Genomic DNA, 22,199 nt, shown 5'->3' with positions numbered 1-22,199 from the left:
CCGGAATATCCGCCACAATTTCTGGCAATGGACTATCTTTATATTCGATCTGTGTTGGTTTTTTGCAGTCAGAATAAGAATAAATGACAGGGGTGAAGGGATGAAGTTGAGGAATGCTTTTCTTGTTCTATCTATGTGCTGTGTTACGTCTACCGCATTGGCGGGACAACAGTTTTACGAAGCGCGCGGTGATGCAATGGGCGGTGCGGGTGTCGCAGCCTCTAATCGCGAAGGCGCTGCGTTCATAAACCCCGCGCTGCTCGCGATTCATGCGCCACATTATGCTGGTGGCGTGGTGATGCTACCTGCTCTGGGCTTTGATACCAGCAATGTCAGTAATTTCACCGATAAATTCGATGCGCTGCAGCTGTCCTATGATGGCTTAGAGGCTGCGATTGATTCGGGAGATACCACAGCTATCGATACCTATCGCAACGCGCTTGTAGGCGATCTTGAATCGTTAAACGGTGACAATGCTTATGCGAGCTTTGGTTTAGGCCTATCAGTGGTGCTGCCAACTAAGCGTATGCCCATGGCTATTTTTTATAAGACGTATCTTGATGCGTTGAGTGTGGCCGCTATTGAGCAGAGTGACTTAGATGCTCTCAACGGCCTAGATCCCAATAACCCTCCTGCGGTGACTGATTTAGATTCCCAGGGCGCTGTCGTGGCTGGCGCCGTATCGGATTTGGGTGTTGCCCTTAGCTTTCCCCTATCGATCGTTAATATGCCTATCGCTGTGGGAATTTCACCCAAAATGCAACGTATCGACACATACAACTATGTTGTCAGTGCAAACAATTATGATGCCGATGACTTTGATGATGAAAAGTATCGCAACAACGAAACCGCCTTTAACCTTGACGTTGGTATTGCGATGCAGCCGATGGATGGCCTGACTGTTGGTTTGTCTGGTCGTAACCTTATTAGCCAAAAAGTGGATACTGTTGAATCACTGGGCAGACAGTTTACCTATCGTATCGATGCCTTATACACGGCAGGTGTTGCCTATGATTGGTCGAACTTTAGTGTAACCACTGATGTTGACCTGAATAGTCATAAACGATTTGATGGGATTGATTCTACCCAGTATTGGCGTGTCGGTGGTGAGGTGAAAGCCACTGATTGGTTAGCGGTGCGTTTAGGTTATCGACATGATTTGAAAGATAGCACCACAGATGTTTATTCTGTGGGCACAGGCTTTACCTTTGGCCAATCTTTTAATCTTGATTTTACCGGTATTGTAGGCAGTGACGATGCCATTGGTGGTGTGATTCAAACATCCTATCATTTTTAATTAACGTGGATATGACTCAAAGGCTGATACTCACTATCAGCCTTTTTGCTTTTTAAAGAGAGACCTATAGCTCTATGAATGACTTAGTCGCTAATATTAATGCGCTCACAGAACAAAGTATTAAGGTCATTGAGCGTGTTTTGTTTTTATCGATTTGACCAACGAGACGTCCCGCCACGAGATAGCCAAACAACACCGCCGGCAACAAAAGCAATGAGATGTAGAAATGGTACGTCGTCAATAGCCCCGCCAAGGCTAAAATTAGCAATGCAATGGTTGAACTGAAGATAAAAAAGGCTGAGAGTGCGGCTCGAAATTGTTTGGCATCTTTACCTGATAGCAGTATTGCCAGTGGCGGTCCGCCAATGGCTGCAATATTGCCAAATATGCCTGACACTATGCCTGCGGCAAATAGACTTCGACGATTGACGGGAATACTGAATTTTAACAAACTTAATAGCACGGCTAGCGCAACAATGGTGGCAATGGCTAAGCCCAGAACCGCTTGAGGAGCGAATAGCAGTAACGAGGCACCGAGCAAGCCGCCTGGAATCCTTCCAAGTAAGGCATATTGTAAGCCGTTAAATTCTAATGCGTTACGCTCACGAAATAGCGTCATCAATGAGATAGAAAACCCCATTATAATGACAGGTGCAGGCACTAAACTTGGATCCACGAGATAGAGCAGTGGCGATGCCACTACCGCAAGCCCAAAGCCAATGAGACTTTGGGTGAGTGCACCAAGGAAAATGATAATAAAGGCAAGTCCAAAAGTGACAAGATCTAAGGAGATGTCGGTCACGTGTTAGTTATCCTTACGGGGTGATGCGAGTGAAAAAACAAACAGGGACCGCTAAGCGATCCCTGTTGCTGTTATTCGCGCTGTTGTCACTAACGACTCATGCGAGTGATATCTATTCTAGCTCTTCCCATTCAATGCCCATTTCGGTCATGAGCTTTTTCACTTCAGCAGGGATGCTATCAGGCTTATCTTTTGAAAGATCTTCATCATCTGGTAAGGGTTGACCTGTGTATGCGTGCAAAAAGGCTTCGCACAACAGTTCACTATTGGTGGCATGGCGCAAGTTATTAACCTGACGACGAGTGCGCTCATCGGTTAACACTTTAAGTACCTTTAGAGGAATTGAGACAGTGATCTTTTTGACCTGCTCATTCTTCTTACCATGTTCAGCATATGGGCTGATATAATCGCCATTCCACTCAGTCATCGACTCACCTGTAAATTCTCAAATTCGGGGCAGATTTTATACCCTTACAAATTACAGTCAAATTATTGCCTGTAATTTTTGTTAATTGCAAATAGATTTCTAAATGTTTGGACGTCTAAACGTCTAAATGTGTTGACGGTCAGGGCTAGCTTAGGTACATTTAGACGTCCAGACATCTTTACCGATGAATGAAACCAATTTGATTGATAGGAGTGCAAGATGACAGAGCGAAAATTAGCCACCGCCGCAGTACGTCGAGGTATCGAATCTGATACCCAACATGGTGCGGTTGTTCCGCCAATTTATCTGTCGACCAACTACTCCTTTGATGGCCATAAAAACCCACGAGATTTCGATTATAGCCGTTCAGGCAATCCGACCCGATCTATTTTGGGGGATGCCATCGCCGAGCTTGAAAAAGGGGCGACGGGTGTCGTGACTTGTACAGGTATGGCTGCTATCACCTTAGTGACAAGTTTACTGGGTCCGGATGATCTGCTCGTAGTGCCTCATGATTGTTACGGCGGAAGCTACCGCTTATTCACCAACCTTGCTAAGAAAGGGGCATTTAAACTCGCCGTGGTAGATCAAACTGACCAGGCCGCCCTCGATGCCGCTATTGCGCAACAGCCTAAAATGGTCTGGTTAGAAACCCCATCTAATCCGCTGCTTCGTGTGGTTGATATTGAGGCTATTGCCAATGCGAGTCATAACGTTGGCGCTCAAGTTGTGGTAGATAACACCTTCCTTTCTCCTATTTTGCAACAGCCGTTACTGTTGGGCGCAGATATTGTTATCCACTCAACGACCAAATATATCAATGGCCACAGCGATGTGGTTGGTGGGGCTGTTGTGGCTAAAGACGCTGAGGTGGGTGAGTTACTTCATTGGTGGTCAAATACCTTAGGTTTAACGGGGTCTGCGTTTGACAGTTACTTAACCCTGCGTGGTTTGCGTACTCTGGCCGTAAGAATTCGTGAGCACCAAGCCAATGCTCAAAAGGTGCTGGCGGTATTAACGTCCCATATTGGTGTTGAAAAGGTTTATTATCCTGGGCTAAGCGACCACCCAGGGCATGAAATTGCGGCAAAACAGCAAAAAGGTTTCGGTGCAATGCTCAGCTTTGAGCTAAAAGGTGGCGAAGCCGAACTTATTGCCTTTTTAGATGCGTTAAAATGTTTTTCTGTGGCTGAAAGCCTGGGGGGAGTCGAGAGCTTAGTCGCGGTTCCTGCTACAATGACCCACAGAGCAATGGAACCAGAAGCTCGCGCGCAAGCGGGCGTTAAAGATACTCTAATTCGATTGTCAGTGGGCATTGAAGATAGCGACGATTTGGTCGCCGATATTCAATTAGGTCTAGATGCCGCTGTTGCAGCAAGTTGTTAAAAGGTTTGAGGAGCGAAAAATGACACGATGTCATTTGCATAAATTTGGTGGTTCTAGTCTAGCGGACGCTGATTGTTACCGCCGCGTAGCTCATATTCTACTTACTCATGGCCATAGCGATGATTTAATCGTGGTTTCTGCCGCGGGTAAGAGTACGAATTTTCTTTATAAGTTATTGGAGCTGAGTGACGGTAAGCAACTTTGGCAAGAGGAGCTTCAAGTCCTCATTAGTTACCAACAGAACCTGATTGAACAGCTGTTATCTAACGAGCAAGCTCGCAGTCTACGTGAGCGTCTATCGACTGATAAGTCGCAGTTGACCAGTTTACTGTCACTGGAAAAGCTCAACGATTACCAGAGTAATCAAGTGGTGAGTTTCGGCGAGCGTTGGTCATCACGTTTATTGGCAGCGTTACTGCGTGAATCGGGTGTTGCGGCGGCAGATATTGATGCTCGCACACTATTGGTGGCCGATGAAGGTGCAGTGCCGCAGATCCGCCTACAAGAGTCAAAAGATAAAGTGCAGCAGATGCTTGCGGCTCACCCTAATGAGCGCTTGGTGATCACTGGTTTTATTTGTGCCAATGAACAAGGTGACACGTTACTCTTAGGTCGCAATGGTTCAGACTTTAGTGCCACCCTATTGGCAAGCCTTGCCAATATAGAACGCGTCACGATATGGACCGACGTAGAAGGGGTCTTTAATGCGGACCCAAACCGTATCAATGACGCAAAGTTGCTCAAGAGTATGTCGCTTACTGAGGCTAATCGACTGGCACATCTTGGATCGCCCGTGCTGCACAATCGTACCTTACAGCCACTGTTTGATACCGAAGTTAGCTTAGCAGTTCGCTCTAGTTACGCCCCCCATACTGACTTTACTCTCATTGCGCCTAAAAGCTCCTCAGCCAGTGCGCCAGTCGTGACTAGCTTGCCAAGTGTTTCCTTATTCAATGTGACCTTAAAGGCGGAGCTACCTCAGTTATTAAGCTGCTTTGCTGAAGCAGGGTTAACCCCATTGGCTTATTGGTCACTCGCTCATGGCCGTGCTGAACTAGCCTTTACTCATGAAAATCAAAAGCAGGCTTTAGCCATTTTTGAAGCCAATAATGATTATTTGCATATTGAAGGCTTGCAGATCAGAGATGATCTCGGACTGGTGGCATTAGTGAGTGCTGATGCTGGCTTATATCGCCGTGGCTTCGCGCGCTTACTCAATCGTGACGCCCACCCATTGTGCAACGATGGTTTAAGTTTAGTCACCTTGGTGCCTAAAGGTCAGGTTAATCTGCTTACGCAAAAAGTTCATCGACGTTGTGCGGGACCACGTAAGCGTATTGGCGTGTTACTGCTGGGAATTGGTAATATCGGTGAAGCGTGGATCGATCTGTTTAAACGTGCAAGGCCAGTACTGAATAAAGAGCTCGAGGTGAGTGTTGAGTTGATCGGTTTAGTCAGCTCGAAGAAAGCACTAATAAGTGATGACGATATTGCGCTCGATACCTGGCAAGATCAATTTGAGCAAACAGCAACAGATTGGGAATATGCCAGCCTGTTTGATCAACTACAGCAACTAGATTGTGATGAAATTATTGCCTTAGATATCAGTGCTAGCGCCGATTTAACCTTGCAGTACCCCGAATTTTTTGCTCGCGGCATTCATGTGGTGAGTGCGAATAAGTTGGCAGGTTCTGGACCGTTAACTTTCTATCGAGAGCTTAAGCAACAGTTGGGAAATCGCCGCCTTTTTTGGCGCTACAATGCCAGCTGCGGTGCGGGATTGCCAGTGCAACATGTGCTTAATGATCTGCATAATAGCGGCGACAATATTGAGGCTGTTGGTGGGATTTTCTCCGGTACACTATGCTGGCTGTTTGAGCACTTTGATGGTAAAAAGCCGTTTTCAGAATTAGTGCTAGAAGCCAAAGGGCTGGGTATTACTGAACCGGATCCGCGAGACGATCTTTCAGGGCGAGATATGCAACGCAAGTTGTTGATATTAGCGCGAGAGATAGGGCATGACATTGAGCTCGATGAGATTGTGCTAAATTCTTTAGTCCCTGAGCACTTAGTCGATATTCCTCTGCCTCAGTTTATTGAGCGGTTATCAGAGTTAGATGTTGAAATGCAGCAGCAATATCAAGCCGCTGCAGAGCAAGGCAAGGTATTGCGCTACGTCGCCTCGTTAGATTGGCTTGAAGGGGGGCTCAAGGCTGAGGTCGGTATACAATGGGTCGATCGCACTCATCCGTACGCCAACCTCACCCCTGGTGACAATGTGTTTGTTATCCGCAGCGCTTTTTATCAAGACAATCCACTCATTATTCGTGGGCCTGGTGCTGGGCGTGAGGTGACTGCCGCCGCTGTGCAGTCAGATTTGGCTCAGATCTGCCGCGATCTGTTACAAGAATAACTGGCGTTATAAAGTGCCTTAATCCGTATTAAGGCACTCTCTTATCATTCCCCTGACTTTCCACAAGTATTTTTTGTTGCTGTTCCCCTTGTGATTTAATATTGATAAATCTATTTAAAACAGCTGCTTGAGTTTACTCTTGCCATGTGGTTTTCAGTCGCCTGTTATCGGGAATAGATTATTTTATCTTCTACTCATTTTTACGCTTGACTTCAAACTCAGTTTCTCTAGTATATGGACATATAGACGTCCAAACGTCTATTTGGTAACTATTCGAACGTTGAGGGAAATAAGATGGCTTTTCACCACGCACAACATGCAAATTCGTTGAACCAAAGCTTGTCTGAGCTAAATGGTGATATTAATGTCTCTTTTGAGTTTTTCCCGCCAGCGACGCCAGAGATGGAGAAGATCCTCTGGAACTCGATTCGTCGATTGGAGCCGCTAAATCCTAAGTTTGTTTCGGTGACCTATGGGGCTAACTCCGGTGTTCGAGATCGCACCCATGGTGTGATAGAGCGTATCCAAAAAGAGACCGATTTAGTTGCTGCTCCTCATCTCACGTTAGTCGATGCCAGTGATGAAGAATTGGTCGAGTTAGCCAAGCATTATTGGAATTCTGGCGTGCGCGATATTGTAGCCCTACGTGGCGACCTACCCGATGGCAGCCCAAAACCCACTCGGTTTGCAAACGACTTAGTTCGTTTGCTTCGTTCGGTGGCTGATTTTGATATCTCAGTCGCTGCTTATCCTGAAGTTCATCCTGATGCGACCAATGCCCAGGCAGATCTGATCAACCTGAAGAAAAAGATCGATGCAGGGGCTAATCGTGCCATTACCCAGTTCTTTTTCGATGTTGAGTCTTACCTGCGTTTTCGTGACCGCTGTGTCGCGGCAGGGATTGATGTGGAGATAGTCCCTGGTATTTTGCCAGTAACTAACTTTAAGCAGCTTAAACGCTTTGCAGGGATGACTAACGTTTCTATTCCTGGCTGGTTACATAAGCAGTTTGAAGGACTCGATGATGACCCGTCCACTCGTCAGCTTGTCGGTGCGAATGTGGCGATTGATATGGTAAAAGTCTTGTCTCGTGAAGGGGTGAAAGATTTCCATTTTTATACGCTAAATCGTGCTGAGTTAACCTATGCTATCTGTCATACGCTAGGGGTTAGACCGGGAAAATAGGCTGCAACTGGTTAAGATAACGCCTCATATTGCTATGGGGCGTTTTTGTTTTTGCAGTTTAAGTCCAATTGATTATGTTGTATTGGGCAAATCCCTCTATGATTAGTCTCTAAGAATAAGGAGATTGAGATGAGAGTATTTGCCTGTCTAATTAGCTTGTGTTTACTTGCACAGCCCGCTTTTTCAGAACCGCTTCCTATGCCCGCATCCGCCCAGCTGTGTGTCGGTTGTCATGGCCCTACAGGGGGAGGGATAGAACCTGTTGGTCCTCGTATTGCCGGACTTTCTGCTGAGTATATTGCGCAGCAAATAGCGCTGTTTCAACAAGGTAAACGGCAAAACCCCATTATGGCGCCGATGGCGATGACACTTCAAGGGGATAAGATTACACAGGTCTCTGAATATTTCGCCAGTCAAGCGCTGCCTGAAATCAAACTGCATATTCGTGGTGACACGGTGAGTTTTAATGAGCCCGCCTCGACCTTGGTTTACCAAGGCGATTGGGGGCGGTTAATACCGGCATGTGTGACCTGTCACGGCTCATCAACCTTGGGTGGCGGGCAGTTTCCAAGGCTCGCTGGCCAGCAAGCCAGTTATATAAAGACGCAATTATTGGCATGGCAAACCGGGACCCGCAAAGGGGATGTCGATGGGATGATGGCCTCCATTGCCAATAAGCTCACCGCCGCAGAGATTGATGCGCTGGCCAGTTATTTAGCCGCAATAAAATAGGGAGCGAGTAATGAATAAGGTTATTTTATGGAGTGTTCCACTATTGTTGCTAAGCAGTGTGAGTATTCAAGGCGTATCTGAGGCGTTACCTGATAAACAAGCGGAGTTGTTTACATCGCCGAAAAAGCCAACCGACAGCTATTTACCAGTTAGATCGTTGGCAAGTATCCCTAAAGGAGAGTTTGGCGACAAAGTCCGTATGGGGTATCAGCTATTTGTAAATACTCAGCAGTTGCGTGGTCAGTATGTGGGTAATGAGTTGAATTGCTCTAATTGCCATATGGATGCCGGGCGCAAAGCGAATGCATCGCCATTATGGGCAGCCTATTTAGCGTATCCCGCTTATCGTAAAAAAAATGACAAAGTAAACAGCTATCAAGAGCGCTTACAAGGCTGTTTCACTTATTCGATGAATGGGCAAGCGCCTGACAATGATAGTCCTGAGTTAATAGCTTTATCTGCTTACTCCTATTGGTTAGCGATGGGTGGGTTGATGGATCAATATCAAGTGGCTGGAGAGGTTCCTGAGTTGAGCGATAAAGCGCTAGTCTTGGGGGGTAAACGTGATGATTTTTCATTGCCAGAGGCGATCGCTTCGGCGATGACGATGGATGAGCGTGCCAAGCTTGCTGGACGAGGCTTCCCCGCAATCCCTAAGCCAGAGCTCGCTTATTCACCTGAGCGTGGAGCAGAGGTCTATAAAGCTCACTGCCAAGCTTGCCATGGTGATAATGGGCAAGGATTAGCCATCGCTGGTATTTATAGCTTACCACCACTGTGGGGACCAGATAGCTTTAACTGGGGAGCAGGAATGCACAGAGTGAATACCGCAGCGAACTTTATTTATGAGAATATGCCTTTTGGTAAGAGTATTACGCTGACAAACCAGCAAGCCTGGGATGTGGCGGCTTATGTTACTTCAAAAGAGCGCCCACAAGATCCTCGCTTGACCAATAAAGGTGTTGCCGATTTGGCGAAACAATATCACCAGCACCAGGGGTACTATGGCAAGGCGGTTGATAATGGCCCTATGCTGGGTAGTAAGGCTTATCCCGTGAATCCAGACAAGTAGTAAAACTGTTTGAGTCTAGATTATGGGAGTGTTAGTTTTGCCTTATTAGCACTTTCTTTACACCTTTTTAACTGAGCCTCCAATGGATGACGAAACAAAGCAATGTCCGATATGCCATGGTACCAATGCTTGTGCCGTTGCCAATCAGCAAAGCATCGATGACTGTTGGTGTCAGCAGGTCGCTTTCCCACCGAAAGTCATGGTGGATGAGAAAGTGTTATCACTAGGAACCTGTGTGTGCCAACGTTGCATGCTGGCGTTAGCGGTGGAATATGATATTGCGATCAAAAGAGTGGATTAATTTTTAGTTGGATAGATTTAGGGAAGAATCAAGATGTATAAAGTTTATGGCATCATCCTGACATTGAGTGTTTTAACCGGGTGCAGTGGGGTGAGGGTTAATTCTGTCTTTAGCCCTAATCCAGAAGATGCGTTAAAAACCTACAAGGTTGAAGAGTACTCGTTAGCGGAAATTAGCCGCTATAGCGCTCAATCTTTAGGAAAAGTAGAAGCGTCTTTTTGTCGTACACGTCCAGATCAGCCAAGGCCAACGGAATCCTTATTGCTCGGTAATCTAAAATATAAAGCGCAGAAGTTAGGGGCCAATGGCATTGTTGTGATGGAGTGTGTCGACTATAAAATTAATAATGACTGTCCCGATTTTTTAAGTTGTCGAGCACTGGCTTATAGTGTGGATTTTGACCATATTTAATTTTTGACTAAAGAAAAAGGAGGTTTAGATAACCTCCTTTTTACTTAGGGATAATGCTTTAACCTATTGAAAATAGTTTGCTCCCTCTATACGGAATTGAATGGTTTCTCTTCCCCAATCCGAAAACATGACATCTCGAATTCGTTCACCATCTCCTTCCGAGCTACAACCCCACATCTCGGCGCAAGTTCTGCCAGCGATATTTGAGCCAGTGCCTGACTCAGTATCTGGACGAGTATTGTTTAGGCGGGCAATTTCATCGTCAAAGTACTTTTTATAATCTGGTGCTGTTACTGTGATTGTTTCCATTTCACCTATTGGCGAATCACTACCAGATGCCGCCCCTTTATCAGCCTCCACTAAGCTAAACAGCTTAGGTAGTGCCAACGTATTGGCGTACTCTGCTTCTTTAAGCTGTTTAGCTAGTGCTTTAGCTTCGCTGTTATTTAGCTCGTACGCTTTGGCTAACCAGTTATCAGCTTCTTGCTGATCTTGTTCTACCAAATGTCCGCCTAGGTAGATCTTGCCTAAGACTAACGCACTTGGGGAAAAATCGACTTTAGTACTCTTTTTCAGCAGGGTGATCCCTTTATCGATATCTTGATAATCGGTGTTTTGCAGGTACATTACTCCCGCTTTGTATTGAGCTGTGGTATTACCAAATTTTGCTGCACGTCGAAACCATTTCAATGCTTGCTTGATATCTTTCTCTGTGCCGTAGCCGGAATAATATAGCTCACCTAAGGTTGCCATCGCATCAGAGTGACCACGTTTGGTTAAGATTTTATAGGCGTCAAAATAGTCTTTACATTCAGCCGTATTACAAGCTTCTAAGCCTGTTGCATAGCTGGATGGCAGTGCAAGTAACAGTGCTGTAAATAGCGTGAGTTGTTTGATTTTCCGTATCATGGTTGATCCTTTTTTAATGAGTAAATTCAACCCGCAGAGCCTTGGTTAAGGCCCTGCGTACAACTAGTTGATGTGGGTTGTTTATCTAGGATTTAAATTGCGCCGCCCCAGCCAGAGAGCATGAAATCTCTTATTCGTTCGCCATCTCCTTCACTAGAGCAGGCCCAGAGATCTGAACAGGTTCTGCCAGCGATATTTGAGCCAGTGCCTGACTCAGTATCTGGACGAGTACGATTTAAACGTGCAATTTCATCATCGAAATAGGCGGTGTAATCGGGTGCAGTAACAATGATCACCTCCATTTCACCGACAGGGCTGGCGTATTCCTTAGAGACTGGCGCTTCGTCATCGACCAGTGCAAACAGTGTTGGTAGGGCTAAATTATGTGATTGCGGGTTTAGGCGTAGGGCTTTAGCAAACTTCATTGCCTCAACATTATTAAGTTGGTAGGCATTTGATAGCCACTTATCGGCGAGTTCGAGATCTTGTTTGATCAAATGACTCTGTAAGTAAAGTTTGCCTAATAGGAATGCACTTGGCGAAAAGGATACTTTAGTACTTTTTTCAAGCAGACTAAGGCCTTTGTCGATATCTTGATAGTCAGATTGCTGTAGATACATGACTCCAGCTTTATACTGGGCGGTAGTATTACCGAATTTTGCTGCACGTCGAAACCACTTAAATGCCTTATCCAGATCTTTTTCAGTACCATAACCGACGTAATAAAGTTCGCCTAAGGTTGCCATTGCATCTGAATGTCCGCGCTTGGTCAATATCGTGTAGGCCTCAAAGTACTCTTTACACAAAAGGGTATCGCAAGCTTCTAAATTGATACTGTAACTTACCTGAGAGTTAAGCATGAGCGTAATGAATAATAACAGTCGTGCGATGGTGCCCTTCATAAACCGAATCCTTGGATAATGTTAATATCTATTACTAACAGTTACATTTAATTAACTCCATAGCACTTTAGTACTATTCTCTGTTGTTAAGTTTTTGTTATGAATGGTTAATATTAGGTTAATTCGCACTCTGAATGCTCACTATAGCTTTGGTGCCAATGGTCATAAAAGCGACACAATAGGAGAACTGACTACTCGCAGTTTTACGTATTAATATCGAAATCTGCCCTATGGCATCTGTTGTAAATTACTTAACTGGATTTTATATTCGATGGAACAAGTTGACGTTGTTGTAGTTGGGGTTGGGGTTATAGGTTTAGCTATCGCAGCTAAGTTAAGTCAGTGCTACCCCAATTTACTGGTCGTTGATCGCCACACAAATATTGGCGGTGAAATAAGCAGTCGCAATAGTGAAGTGATCCATGCTGGACTCTATTATCCTAGCGATAGCTTAAAAGCCAAGTTATGTGTTCAGGGTCAGCACCTTTTGTACCAACACTGTCGAGAGTGGCAGGTACCCTGTCGTCGAGCGGGAAAACTGATTATCGCTAATGGGGCAGCGCAGACGTTGGCATTGCATAAACTTGCTAGGCAGGCCAAGGATAACGGTGTTACCAACTTAGCATTGCTGACTAAGGTTCAAGCTGCTGCGCTTGCTCCTCATATTCGTGCGAGTGAAGCTCTCTATTCTGCCTCTACAGGTATTATTGATAGCCATAACTATATGTTAAGCCTGATGGCAAAAACTGAACGCCAAGGCGGTAACTTTGTTGGGCTCACGGAGTTTGTTGGAGCCGAGAGAGTGCATGATGGCTTTATTTTACGACTAGAAAATAGTGGTGAAACCATGCGCCTTAAAACACGTTACCTTATTAACAGCGCTGGACTTCACTGTGTGGATATCGCACAGCGAATAGAGGGGCTCAACCGTAAAGATATTCCGCAATTGCATTGGTGCAAAGGACACTACTTCTCATACAGGGGTCGTCATCCCTTTTCGCATCTGGTTTATCCTATGCCTGAGCTTAACACCACAGGCCTTGGTGTGCATGCAACGCTTGATATGGCTGGGCAATTAAAGTTTGGACCAGATACGCTTTATATTTCCCAGCATCATAGTGCCGATTATACGGTTCCAGAAGCCTTAAGAGAGACGTTCTATCAAGCGATAGTCAACTATTTTCCTAAGGTTGAATTGGAGCGGTTACAGCCAGCTTATGCGGGTATTCGGCCTAAATTGCAGGGGCCAAGTAGTGGATTTGCAGACTTTAATATTCAATTACCTGGGACGCACCATATTCCAGGCTTAGTGAACTTATTTGGCATTGAGTCACCAGGATTGACTGCAAGCTTGGCTATTGCTGAGTATGTTGCGAATGAATTGCTTGAGTGATCATCACACTTAGCAAAATACAAACGCGCCACTAGCCAGCATTAGGTGATTATTTGATAACGGAGAAAGCCACTTGTAGCTGATTACTATTGTTGGGCAACGCTTGCGTAAACTATCTCGCCATCGACACGCTATTTTTTGTGGCTGTTGCTCAATATGCATGAGCTTGAAGCGAAGCTGATGGTAATAGATAATGCCTAAGCGTTTCAGCGTGAGTTTTTTTGTTGGGTTGACCGATAGCCCTTTAAAGTAAAAGCTTGTCTGTCGCCTTCTTCGTACCTCTGTATAGAAATAGTGCTTATCTATCTCGCCGTGTTGATACATGAGTACGATTGATTTGAGTATACCTAATGCTTGCAGCGTTCTTGATATTCTATGGCCAACACCGGGTAACCTAATTCTCTCAACTGATTCCCCATAACGCTCTGCGTGTTTTCTATCGGCGGGTGATAGCGGATCGTAAATAATGGTCAGCGGTGTTGAGCAGTTTGCTGCATCTTTTCGCTCTGTAGTCGCAGGATGCTGCTTATTTGCCGAAATGACTTTAATATCCCATGGCGCCAACGTTGGATTATAAGTGCTAAGAGGCATTAACAGGAGTGCGCCATCAAGGCCTAGAGTGTCGGCATACAAAGATGCGGCATAACCGCCACGGCTGATACCGTAGCCTAAACGTTTAGGGAACTGTGCTAGATGTATTGCAAGCGTATTAATGAATTCAGCAAACAGGGGGGAGTCGAAATAGTTATCAGCACCAATGTGGTTACAGGCGATGACATTGATCTGTTGTTTGGTGAAAAAATCAAAGCTCCATGCACTTTTACCCGCATCGATGTTTTCCTGAGTTAAATACTGGCATCCAGGTGGGAAAGTGATCATCACAGGACTAGACATATTGAAGAGGTAGTACTGAACGAAGATATCATCCACTTTCATGCAAACTTCTTGATTCAATTGCAACACAGAGCGACTCCACGGTGAAAGCTGGTATGTGTTATTACAACACCTACACTTATCTGGCTCGCGGCTGAGTTTATTCAGTAACGTGAAAAGGTAACCTATAAAAATGGCATTATGTGAGCCAGCACAGATTAAACCTTCATTGTTTAAGTGACTGTATCTATTTTGTTTGTTTGCAGTTTTATGGGTGTTGTGGTCGTTGAAGGGAGTTGTAGGTTATGTGTGATCTGGGGGCTGGAAACAAAAAAGGGAGCCTAAAGGCTCCCTTTTAAAATCGATAGGCTAATTAGCCATTATCTTTTGGCGCGCCACCTTTACGGTGTGGCTTTCTGTCACCCGCTGGACGACGATCGCCAGATGGCTTGCGACGACGTGGTGGACGGCTATCGTCACCACTGCTTGCTGGTAATTCTGTACCGGCTTCACGGATGTTTAACGGCTTGCCACATACACGTACTTTCTTAAGGTGCTGAAGCACATCTTTTGGCATTCCATCAGGAAGATCAATCGCAGTCATTGAATCAAATAATTGAATTTGACCGATATAACGGCTGTCAATATTCGCTTCGTTTGCGACGGCACCAACAATGTTACCTACACCAACACCGTGATCACGACCCACATCGATGACATAACGACACATCTTAACGTCTGGATGATCTTTAAGTGTATCGGCCTTACCTAGGTTAGTAGGTGTCGGGCGAGAATCACGACGGTTACGTTCGCGCGGAGCACGATCACCACGTTCACGGCTGCTACGGTCATCGCGGCTATCGCGTTGACGTTCGTTAATCGCAGGTAATTGTAGCGGACGATCTTTCTGAACTTGCTGCAATAAGGCCGCTGCAAGCACGTCGGTATCGACTTCTAATTCTTGGCATAGTTGTGCAACTGCACCTTTCATGAAGTCTAAAGAGTCTTTAGCAATCACTTCGCCAATTTGCTCACCTAAGCGAGAAAGACGACGTTCAGTCACAGTCTCTGGGCTTGGTACGTCCATTGGTGAGATGCGGCTATTGGTGGCACGTTCGATAGTGCGTAGCATACGCATCTCTCTATGTGTCACGAAGAGTATCGCCATACCAGTACGACCAGCACGACCAGTACGACCAATACGGTGAACGTAAGCTTCTGTATCGTATGGAATATCGTAGTTAACTACGTGTCCAATACGCTCAACGTCAAGACCACGAGCGGCAACGTCTGTTGCAATGATAATATCTAGCTTGCCACGCTTAAGTTGATCAACCGCACGTTCACGAGCTTGTTGATTCATATCACCATGCAATGGTGATGAAGCGTAACCGCGAGCTTCTAATTTTTCAGCTAGCTCAACACAACTGTTACGAGTACGAACGAAGATGATAATACCTTCGGTCTTCTCAACTTCTAGCACACGTACAAGTGCTTCAAGTTTGTTGTGTTGCGATACTTGTACAAAACGCTGTTCAATGGTTTCAACTGTGGTAGTCGTTGCAGCGATTTTAACGTGTACAGGCTCAGACAAATATTTGTTAGCAACACGCTTAATTTGCTCAGGCATAGTGGCTGAGAATAATGCAAGTTGGCGTTGCTTAGGCGTGTGTTCAAGGATCCATTCGATATCATCGATGAAGCCCATTTTTAGCATCTCATCAGCTTCATCAAGTACCATTGCTTTTAGCGACTCTAATTTAAGAGTGCCACGACGCATGTGGTCCATAACTCGGCCAGGTGTACCAACAATAATCTGTGGTCCACGACGCAACGCGTTAAGTTGTTGATGCATGCTCTGGCCGCCGTAAATTGGCAGTACATGCATTCCTTTCATGAATTTAGAGTAGCTACCAAATGCTTCTGCAACCTGAACAGCAAGTTCACGAGTCGGAGCCAATACCAAGATTTGTGGCGTATTTGAGGTAGGGTCGATAGCATTTAAAAGTGGTAGTGCAAAAGCACCGGTTTTACCGGTACCTGTTTGCGCTTGACCCAAAATGTCTTTACCGGCCATAAGAGGGTCGATACTAGCAGATTGAATTGGCGTTGGTTTTTCATAACCAAGCTCGTCAAGAGCACGCAACAAAGGCTCGGCAAGGCCGAGTTCGCGGAAAGTTTTTTCACTGGATGACATGGGTTGTAGCCTTGTGGTGTAACAAAGTGCAGAGACTGCACCTAAAGATTTTATAAGACAGAAAATCAACCCCGTGTCGACTTCCCGCACCGAAAACGAATCAGTAAGCCGATTATTATAGCAAGATGTTATATATTTTACCATACCAACAACTAGCATTTGGCATTAAAGGCTTCTATTTATGAGTTAAAATCATTATTAAACATAGTGTTAAGTATTTCAAAAAACACAGAGAATCTAGTCAATTAAGTTATTTCTTTAGAAGATAACTATCAATTATTAGCAGTTCATAAGCGGATTCAGCAACAGCCGCTAGAAAATTGTAATCTAACTTATTTGCACTATCAGTTGGTTGGTGATAGTCGGCATGGGGGGGGACGCCAAAATAGAGCCAGGGGATTTGAGCTTGATGGAAGGGATAGTGATCTGATGCTCTTAGCCAGTCAACTCTTTGAGTCGTGCGTCCAGCTTCTGGTGGATGATTGGCCCGCACACATAGGCCAACTGTTTGTTCGAGCCGTTGTTGTATGGCGTCAAACTGAGTAAAGTTTCTGCGCCCCTCTACATAGATAGAATATGGTCTGCCTGGGTGACCCACCATATCAAGGTTAACCGTTAACTCTATTTGCGTACTATTAGGGTTACTTTGTTCAAGTTTTAATTGGTCCACCAATGCTTTGCCACCAAACAGGCCGGGCTCTTCGGCATCTGTGGCGACAAATAGGATATTGACGGGGCGCGGTTGTGTACTCGCGTGGGCGGCCATGGCGAGCATCGCAGCAATCCCTGAGGCATTGTCATCGGCACCAGGGTAGAGCCGCGACCCCTTTTTACCTAAATGGTCATAGTGAGCCACAACTACTCGCCAATCCTGTGTGGTTTGTGTTGCGTTGAGTACGCCAATAATATTTACCCCTTGGCGTGTATCAAATTGATAATCATATTCAAATGGGTGCTGATAGGTATTGTTCCATGGTTGTAGGCCGATAGATTGCATGCGCGAGATTAGAAATTTCCGTGTCAATTCGGCCCCTTGGGTACCGGTTTTTCTGCCTTCAAATTTTGCTGAACTTAAGAGTGTTACATCTTGCTGTAGCGGTGAGTGCTGACTCCAAGTGAGTTCAAATAGGCGCTTGCAGCTTGGTCCGTTGCTAGTGCAGCCATTAAGCAGTATGAGCAGTGCCACTGTAAAGACGTGGATAGGAAGTCTTATTCGACATACCAATGAGTGAAAACGGGTCAATGTCATGGCGATAATGGTTAAGGGGACTTAATGGATAACCTAGCGTGAGTTGTGCGATAAAGCGAGAAAAAGCCCGCACCTTACGTAAAAGGGCGGGCTTATTGAGTTTAGGTGTCTGTTAATAATGGTTTTAAGAAGCGTGCCGTATGCGAGTCGGGATGTTCTGCAACGTGTTCTGGTGTGCCCGTAACCAAGATGGTGCCGCCACCTGAGCCACCTTCAGGCCCAAGGTCAACAATCCAGTCGGCAGTTTTGATCACATCTAAGTTGTGCTCAATGACCACGATAGTGTTGCCATGAGCCTTTAAGCGATGGAGCACATCAAGCAAGAGTTGAATATCGGCAAAGTGTAAGCCGGTTGTTGGCTCATCTAAGATATACAGTGTCTTGCCTGTATCGCGTTTAGACAGCTCTTTGGCTAATTTGACCCGCTGTGCTTCACCGCCTGAAAGCGTGGTGGCACTCTGGCCTAGGCCGATATAGGAAAGGCCGACTTCCATCAGGGTTTGCAGTTTACGCGCAATGGCAGGCACGGCGTCGAAAAATTCGCGCGCCTCCTCCACTGTCATATCTAGCACTTCATGGATGTTTTTGCCTTTGTAGCGCACCTCTAATGTTTCGCGGTTATAGCGCTTACTTTTACAGCTATCGCAAGGCACATACACATCGGGTAGGAAATGCATCTCTACTTTGATTAAGCCATCGCCCTGGCATGCCTCACAGCGCCCGCCTTTGACGTTGAAAGAGAATCTTCCTGGCTTATAGCCTCGGGTTCTCGACTCTTGAGTCGCGGCGAATAACTCGCGGATTGGGGTAAAGATACCCGTATAAGTCGCTGGGTTTGAGCGTGGTGTGCGGCCAATAGGGCTTTGATCGATATCGACCACCTTATCGCAGTGTTCCATCCCCTCTATCCGTTTATAAGGCGCGGGTTCATCGACCGTAGCACCGTTAAGTAAGCGGTGGGCTATCTTGTAAAAGGTGTCGTTGATTAACGTTGACTTGCCTGAACCAGACACACCGGTAACGCAGGTAAATAGACCGACTGGAATGGTCAGATCGACATTTTTCAGGTTATTGCCCGTGGCGCCATAGAGTTCAATGACCTGTTTAGGATCGAACTCGGCCCGAGTTTCGCTAATATGGATCTGCTTGGTGCCGGAAATGTATTGACCCGTTATCGAGTCTTTACAGCTGATGATGTCGTTAAGCGTACCATCGCAGATCACCTCGCCACCATGCGCACCAGCCCCAGGGCCGATATCTATAATGTGATCAGCCATACGGATCGCATCTTCATCATGTTCAACCACGATGACTGTATTACCGAGATCCCGCAGGTGGATAAGCGTTTGCAGTAATCGCTCGTTATCTCGTTGATGCAGACCAATAGAGGGTTCGTCAAGGACATACATCACCCCCACAAGCCCAGCACCAATCTGACTTGCCAAGCGAATACGCTGTGCTTCACCGCCTGATAGGGTATCGGCAGAGCGAGAAAGACTCAAATAGTTAAGACCTACATTGACCAAGAAACCAAGACGATCGCGCACCTCTTTTAAGATCTTTTCAGCGATCTGTGCACGTTGACCTGTTAGGGACAGCTGCTCAAAGTGGGTCATCGCTTCGCCAATTGACCATTCGGTGAGCATTGGCAACGTGAGATCGTCGATAAAGACATTGCGCGCTTCTTCCCGCAGGCGTGAGCCGCCACAACTATTGCACGATTGGGTATTAATATATTTGGCTAGCTCTTCGCGCACAGAGTTAGATTCTGTTTCCCGATAGCGTCTGTCCATATTGTTCAATATCCCTTCAAAGGGATGGTTACGCACCACGACATCGCCGCGATCGTTGATGTACTTAAAGGCGATGCTCTCTTTGCCTGAGCCGTGGAGCACAATTTTACGCACTCTATCACTGAGTTGTTCGTAGGGGGCTTCCACATCAAATTTATAATGTTCTGCCAATGAGCTGAGCATCTGGAAGTAGTAAAAGTTACGTCGGTCCCAACCGCGTATTGCACCGCCAGCTAACGACAACTCAGTGTTGGTGATCACCCTGTCGGCATCAAAAAATTGCTGTACGCCTAGACCATCACAGGTGGGACAAGCACCTGCTGGATTGTTAAAAGAGAAGATGCGCGGCTCAAGCTCTGCCATCGAATACCCACAATGAGGGCAGGCAAAGTTAGCTGAAAACAGCAGTTCCTCGGTGTCTCCATCCATCGATGCAACGGTGGCAATACCGCCGGAGAGTTCTAACGCGGTTTCGAAAGATTCTGCCAAGCGCTGCTGAATATCGTCACGGACTTTAAAACGGTCGACCACAACTTCGATGGTGTGTTTTACATGCAGCTCAAGGGTTGGCGGATCTGATAGGTCGCAAACCTCGCCATCGATACGAGCGCGAATAAAGCCTTGAGCCGAGAGGCTGTCTAGCAGTTTGACATGCTCACCTTTGCGGTCGTTGATCACTGGTGCTAACAGCATTAATCGGCTGCCTTCTGGCATCTCCAGCACTTTGTCGACCATCTGGCTAATCGTTTGCGCAGCCAGCGGCAGATTGTGGGTCGGGCATCGGGGTTCACCGACACGGGCAAACAACAGCCTCAAGTAGTCGTAAATTTCTGTAATCGTACCCACGGTTGAGCGGGGATTATGTGAGGTAGACTTTTGCTCAATTGAAATAGCCGGGCTTAGACCCTCAATGTGATCCACATCAGGCTTTTCCATTAAGCTCAAAAACTGACGCGCATAGGCCGAGAGAGATTCAACATAACGGCGCTGACCCTCTGCATACAGGGTATCGAACGCGAGTGAGGATTTGCCTGAACCTGACAGACCAGTGATAACAATCAGCTTGTCTCTTGGGATTGTCAGGTTGATGTTTTTTAGGTTGTGGGTGCGCGCCCCACGAACTTCAATCTTGTCCATCTGTCTCTCTGATAGTCTAGGGTCTGTTTATGTCGCAGGCTTATCTACTGTCTAACGTTATTGCACTTTTTGATTTGTTTAACAAGCCACCAAATCGGTGCAGAATGAAACAGTAAAGCTCAACAGCCACCAATGAAAAAAGAGACTGATTATCGCATAAAAATTGAAGTAGGTCATAGAAAAGCGACGCGTAACGTGTTGACTACTGACATCTGGCTACTCACTGGAAGATATCGCTAATCTCGCATTGTTATCGCATCTTTAGCTTTTTCTTTTTGAGCTGAATCGAATCTTCGTGATAACATGCGCGACTTATTTATGAATTATGATCAGGGCGAAAAATGGCCAATAATGGACTGTCTAAGACTGAGAAAAAAGTCGCGTTTTCGTTAGCCAGTGTATTCGGTTTGCGCATGATGGGCTTGTTTATGATCATGCCCGTGTTTGCGCTTTATGGGCAACACTTAGAGGGATTCTCGCCATTATGGGTGGGGATTGCGATTGGTGCATATGGACTGACGCAAGCCGTATTACAGATTCCGATGGGGATTTTGTCTGATAAGTATGGTCGCAAGCCTATTATCCTTTTGGGTCTGCTGATGTTTGCTTTTGGTAGCATTGTGGCCGCAACGGCCGACTCTATTTATGGCGTGGTGGCTGGACGTGCGCTGCAGGGCATGGGAGCCATTGCTGCAGCCGTATTGGCATTAGCCGCTGATTTAACCCGTGATGAGCAGCGTACTAAAGTGATGGCAATCATTGGTATGTGTATCGGTTTCTCCTTTGCCTTGTCGTTGCTTGTGGGTCCTATTGTCGCGCAGCATCTTGGTTTGTCTGGCTTATTTGCCATGACTGCAGGGCTGGCGTTACTAGGCATGTTGATTGTGCAATTACTGGTACCCACCCCGATTTCTCAGGCGCCTAAAGGCGATACTGTTGCCGCGCCAGCCAAGTTGAAAGCGATGATTCGCGATCCACAACTGTTTCGTCTCGACGCCGGTATCTTTATTCTTCACTTAGTCCTCACGGCAGTGTTTGTTGCGCTGCCACTGGATTTAGTCGATGCCGGACTGGTTAAAGAGAAACATTGGATGCTCTATTTCCCCGCATTTATGGGGGCGTTTTTCTTAATGGTGCCATTGATAATCATCGGCGTGAAAAAGAAAAATACCAAGGCCACATTCCAAGTGGCGCTGCTGATTATGATGGCTGCACTCGCCACGATGGCATTGTATGCCGATAACTTAATCATGCTGAGCATTGCTGTGGTGCTGTTTTTTACTGGCTTTAATTACCTTGAGGCATCGCTACCCAGTCTTATTGCTAAGTTTTGCCCGGTAGGTGACAAAGGCTCTGCGATGGGCGTTTATTCTACGAGTCAATTTTTAGGGGCTTTTTGTGGTGGTTTGCTCGGTGGTGGAGCGTACCAATTATTAGGTGCTGTGGGTGTGTTTGCAGTGGCTTTAGGTTTGATGTTTGTCTGGTTACTGTTAACGCTTGGTATGAAAAATCCAGTGTTGTTAAAGAGCTACACTTTAGAGGCTGCGGTTGAAGGGAGAGAGCAGGCGCGCGCCATGGCTACAGCACTCTCTAAGTTAACAGGGGTGGCGGAGGCCATTGTGGTACTCGAAGAGAAGGTGGCTTATTTAAAAGTAGATGAGCATTTCGATTTGAGAGAAGCGCGAGCTGTGTTAGGCTCTGTCAATTAACTGTTTGGGCC

General features: G+C 46.1%; 18 protein-coding genes. 10 read left to right on the top strand and 8 right to left on the bottom strand.

The window, feature by feature from the left end:
- Positions 1–100: 100 nt before the first annotated feature.
- Positions 101–1,297, top strand: coding sequence for a conjugal transfer protein TraF (locus tag L876_RS0110940; RefSeq protein ID WP_028763854.1), 1,197 nt, complete (start codon positions 101–103; stop codon positions 1,295–1,297).
- 64 nt (positions 1,298–1,361) lie between these two features.
- Here L876_RS0110940 and L876_RS0110935 read toward each other — a convergent pair whose 3' ends face one another.
- Both L876_RS0110935 and metJ read right to left on the bottom strand, forming a co-directional pair.
- Complete coding sequence (locus L876_RS0110935; RefSeq protein WP_028763853.1) at positions 1,362–2,090, bottom strand: sulfite exporter TauE/SafE family protein; 729 nt, start codon at positions 2,088–2,090, stop codon at positions 1,362–1,364.
- 121 nt (positions 2,091–2,211) lie between these two features.
- Positions 2,212–2,526, bottom strand: a complete 315-nt coding sequence (gene metJ, locus L876_RS0110930; RefSeq protein ID WP_028763852.1) for a met regulon transcriptional regulator MetJ — start codon at positions 2,524–2,526, stop codon at positions 2,212–2,214.
- Positions 2,527–2,745: 219 nt separating this feature from the next.
- Between metJ and metB the strand changes: the two genes are divergently transcribed.
- From metB to L876_RS0110895, 7 genes are all read left to right on the top strand, one after another.
- Positions 2,746–3,912 (top strand): cystathionine gamma-synthase, encoded by a 1,167-nt coding sequence (metB, locus tag L876_RS0110925; protein ID WP_028763851.1) that lies wholly within the window; start codon positions 2,746–2,748, stop codon positions 3,910–3,912.
- Positions 3,913–3,931: 19 nt separating this feature from the next.
- Positions 3,932–6,325, top strand: a complete 2,394-nt coding sequence (locus tag L876_RS0110920) for a bifunctional aspartate kinase/homoserine dehydrogenase II (protein ID WP_028763850.1) — start codon at positions 3,932–3,934, stop codon at positions 6,323–6,325.
- A gap of 294 nt (positions 6,326–6,619) precedes the next feature.
- Positions 6,620–7,510, top strand: coding sequence for a methylenetetrahydrofolate reductase (gene metF / locus L876_RS0110915; RefSeq protein ID WP_028763849.1), 891 nt, complete (start codon positions 6,620–6,622; stop codon positions 7,508–7,510).
- Positions 7,511–7,639: 129 nt separating this feature from the next.
- The gene (locus L876_RS0110910; protein ID WP_028763848.1) at positions 7,640–8,242 is read left to right on the top strand and encodes a c-type cytochrome; all 603 of its coding nucleotides are present in this window, start codon (positions 7,640–7,642) and stop codon (positions 8,240–8,242) included.
- A gap of 22 nt (positions 8,243–8,264) precedes the next feature.
- Positions 8,265–9,314, top strand: coding sequence for a c-type cytochrome (locus tag L876_RS0110905; protein WP_028763847.1), 1,050 nt, complete (start codon positions 8,265–8,267; stop codon positions 9,312–9,314).
- A gap of 82 nt (positions 9,315–9,396) precedes the next feature.
- Complete coding sequence (locus L876_RS0110900) at positions 9,397–9,615, top strand: cysteine-rich CWC family protein (protein WP_028763846.1); 219 nt, start codon at positions 9,397–9,399, stop codon at positions 9,613–9,615.
- Between the two features lie 33 nt (positions 9,616–9,648).
- Complete coding sequence (locus L876_RS0110895; RefSeq protein ID WP_028763845.1) at positions 9,649–10,026, top strand: hypothetical protein; 378 nt, start codon at positions 9,649–9,651, stop codon at positions 10,024–10,026.
- 63 nt (positions 10,027–10,089) lie between these two features.
- Here the strand turns inward: L876_RS0110895 and L876_RS0110890 are convergent, their stop codons facing one another.
- Both L876_RS0110890 and L876_RS0110885 read right to left on the bottom strand, forming a co-directional pair.
- The gene (locus L876_RS0110890) at positions 10,090–10,935 is read right to left on the bottom strand and encodes a tetratricopeptide repeat protein (protein ID WP_028763844.1); all 846 of its coding nucleotides are present in this window, start codon (positions 10,933–10,935) and stop codon (positions 10,090–10,092) included.
- A 92-nt stretch (positions 10,936–11,027) separates the two neighbouring features.
- A complete protein-coding gene (locus L876_RS0110885; RefSeq protein WP_028763843.1) occupies positions 11,028–11,837 on the bottom strand; it encodes a tetratricopeptide repeat protein in 810 nt (269 codons plus the stop codon).
- A 271-nt stretch (positions 11,838–12,108) separates the two neighbouring features.
- Between L876_RS0110885 and L876_RS0110880 the strand changes: the two genes are divergently transcribed.
- Positions 12,109–13,230 carry an NAD(P)/FAD-dependent oxidoreductase gene (locus tag L876_RS0110880; RefSeq protein WP_028763842.1) on the top strand — a complete coding sequence of 374 codons (1,122 nt, stop codon included), beginning with the start codon at positions 12,109–12,111 and terminating at the stop codon, positions 13,228–13,230.
- A gap of 9 nt (positions 13,231–13,239) precedes the next feature.
- Here L876_RS0110880 and L876_RS0110875 read toward each other — a convergent pair whose 3' ends face one another.
- The 4 genes from L876_RS0110875 to uvrA form a co-directional block, all read right to left on the bottom strand.
- Positions 13,240–14,193, bottom strand: a complete 954-nt coding sequence (locus tag L876_RS0110875) for an alpha/beta fold hydrolase (RefSeq protein WP_037428457.1) — start codon at positions 14,191–14,193, stop codon at positions 13,240–13,242.
- A gap of 283 nt (positions 14,194–14,476) precedes the next feature.
- Entirely contained in the window at positions 14,477–16,300 is a 1,824-nt protein-coding gene (locus L876_RS0110870) for a DEAD/DEAH box helicase (RefSeq protein WP_028763840.1), read from the bottom strand.
- 250 nt (positions 16,301–16,550) lie between these two features.
- Positions 16,551–17,549 carry a M20/M25/M40 family metallo-hydrolase gene (locus tag L876_RS0110865; protein WP_037428455.1) on the bottom strand — a complete coding sequence of 333 codons (999 nt, stop codon included), beginning with the start codon at positions 17,547–17,549 and terminating at the stop codon, positions 16,551–16,553.
- Positions 17,550–17,650: 101 nt separating this feature from the next.
- Complete coding sequence (gene uvrA / locus L876_RS0110860; RefSeq protein ID WP_028763838.1) at positions 17,651–20,479, bottom strand: excinuclease ABC subunit UvrA; 2,829 nt, start codon at positions 20,477–20,479, stop codon at positions 17,651–17,653.
- Positions 20,480–20,820: 341 nt separating this feature from the next.
- Here uvrA and L876_RS0110855 point away from each other — a divergent pair, with 341 nt between their 5' ends.
- Positions 20,821–22,188, top strand: a complete 1,368-nt coding sequence (locus L876_RS0110855; RefSeq protein WP_028763837.1) for an MFS transporter — start codon at positions 20,821–20,823, stop codon at positions 22,186–22,188.
- Positions 22,189–22,199 lie beyond the last annotated feature (11 nt).

Origin of the sequence: Shewanella colwelliana ATCC 39565 (assembly GCF_000518705.1) — a bacterium.
GTDB classification, from domain to species: Bacteria; Pseudomonadota; Gammaproteobacteria; order Enterobacterales; family Shewanellaceae; genus Shewanella; species Shewanella colwelliana.
This window is presented reverse-complemented; position numbering and strand designations above follow the sequence as displayed.

What these genes read in the sequence shown, in the direction of transcription:
- L876_RS0110855 (WP_028763837.1), top strand. Translation starts at nt 20,821, where the DNA reads ATGGCCAATAATGGACTGTCTAAGACTGAGAAAAAAGTCGCGTTTTCG.
- L876_RS0110920 (WP_028763850.1), top strand. Translation starts at nt 3,932, where the DNA reads ATGACACGATGTCATTTGCATAAATTTGGTGGTTCTAGTCTAGCGGAC.
- L876_RS0110895 (WP_028763845.1), top strand. Translation starts at nt 9,649, where the DNA reads ATGTATAAAGTTTATGGCATCATCCTGACATTGAGTGTTTTAACCGGG.
- metJ (WP_028763852.1), bottom strand. Translation starts at nt 2,526, where the DNA reads ATGACTGAGTGGAATGGCGATTATATCAGCCCATATGCTGAACATGGT.
- metF (WP_028763849.1), top strand. Translation starts at nt 6,620, where the DNA reads ATGGCTTTTCACCACGCACAACATGCAAATTCGTTGAACCAAAGCTTG.
- L876_RS0110880 (WP_028763842.1), top strand. Translation starts at nt 12,109, where the DNA reads ATGGAACAAGTTGACGTTGTTGTAGTTGGGGTTGGGGTTATAGGTTTA.
- metB (WP_028763851.1), top strand. Translation starts at nt 2,746, where the DNA reads ATGACAGAGCGAAAATTAGCCACCGCCGCAGTACGTCGAGGTATCGAA.
- L876_RS0110885 (WP_028763843.1), bottom strand. Translation starts at nt 11,837, where the DNA reads ATGAAGGGCACCATCGCACGACTGTTATTATTCATTACGCTCATGCTT.
- L876_RS0110870 (WP_028763840.1), bottom strand. Translation starts at nt 16,300, where the DNA reads ATGTCATCCAGTGAAAAAACTTTCCGCGAACTCGGCCTTGCCGAGCCT.
- uvrA (WP_028763838.1), bottom strand. Translation starts at nt 20,479, where the DNA reads ATGGACAAGATTGAAGTTCGTGGGGCGCGCACCCACAACCTAAAAAAC.
- L876_RS0110910 (WP_028763848.1), top strand. Translation starts at nt 7,640, where the DNA reads ATGAGAGTATTTGCCTGTCTAATTAGCTTGTGTTTACTTGCACAGCCC.
- L876_RS0110900 (WP_028763846.1), top strand. Translation starts at nt 9,397, where the DNA reads ATGGATGACGAAACAAAGCAATGTCCGATATGCCATGGTACCAATGCT.
- L876_RS0110940 (WP_028763854.1), top strand. Translation starts at nt 101, where the DNA reads ATGAAGTTGAGGAATGCTTTTCTTGTTCTATCTATGTGCTGTGTTACG.
- L876_RS0110865 (WP_037428455.1), bottom strand. Translation starts at nt 17,549, where the DNA reads ATGACATTGACCCGTTTTCACTCATTGGTATGTCGAATAAGACTTCCT.
- L876_RS0110890 (WP_028763844.1), bottom strand. Translation starts at nt 10,935, where the DNA reads ATGATACGGAAAATCAAACAACTCACGCTATTTACAGCACTGTTACTT.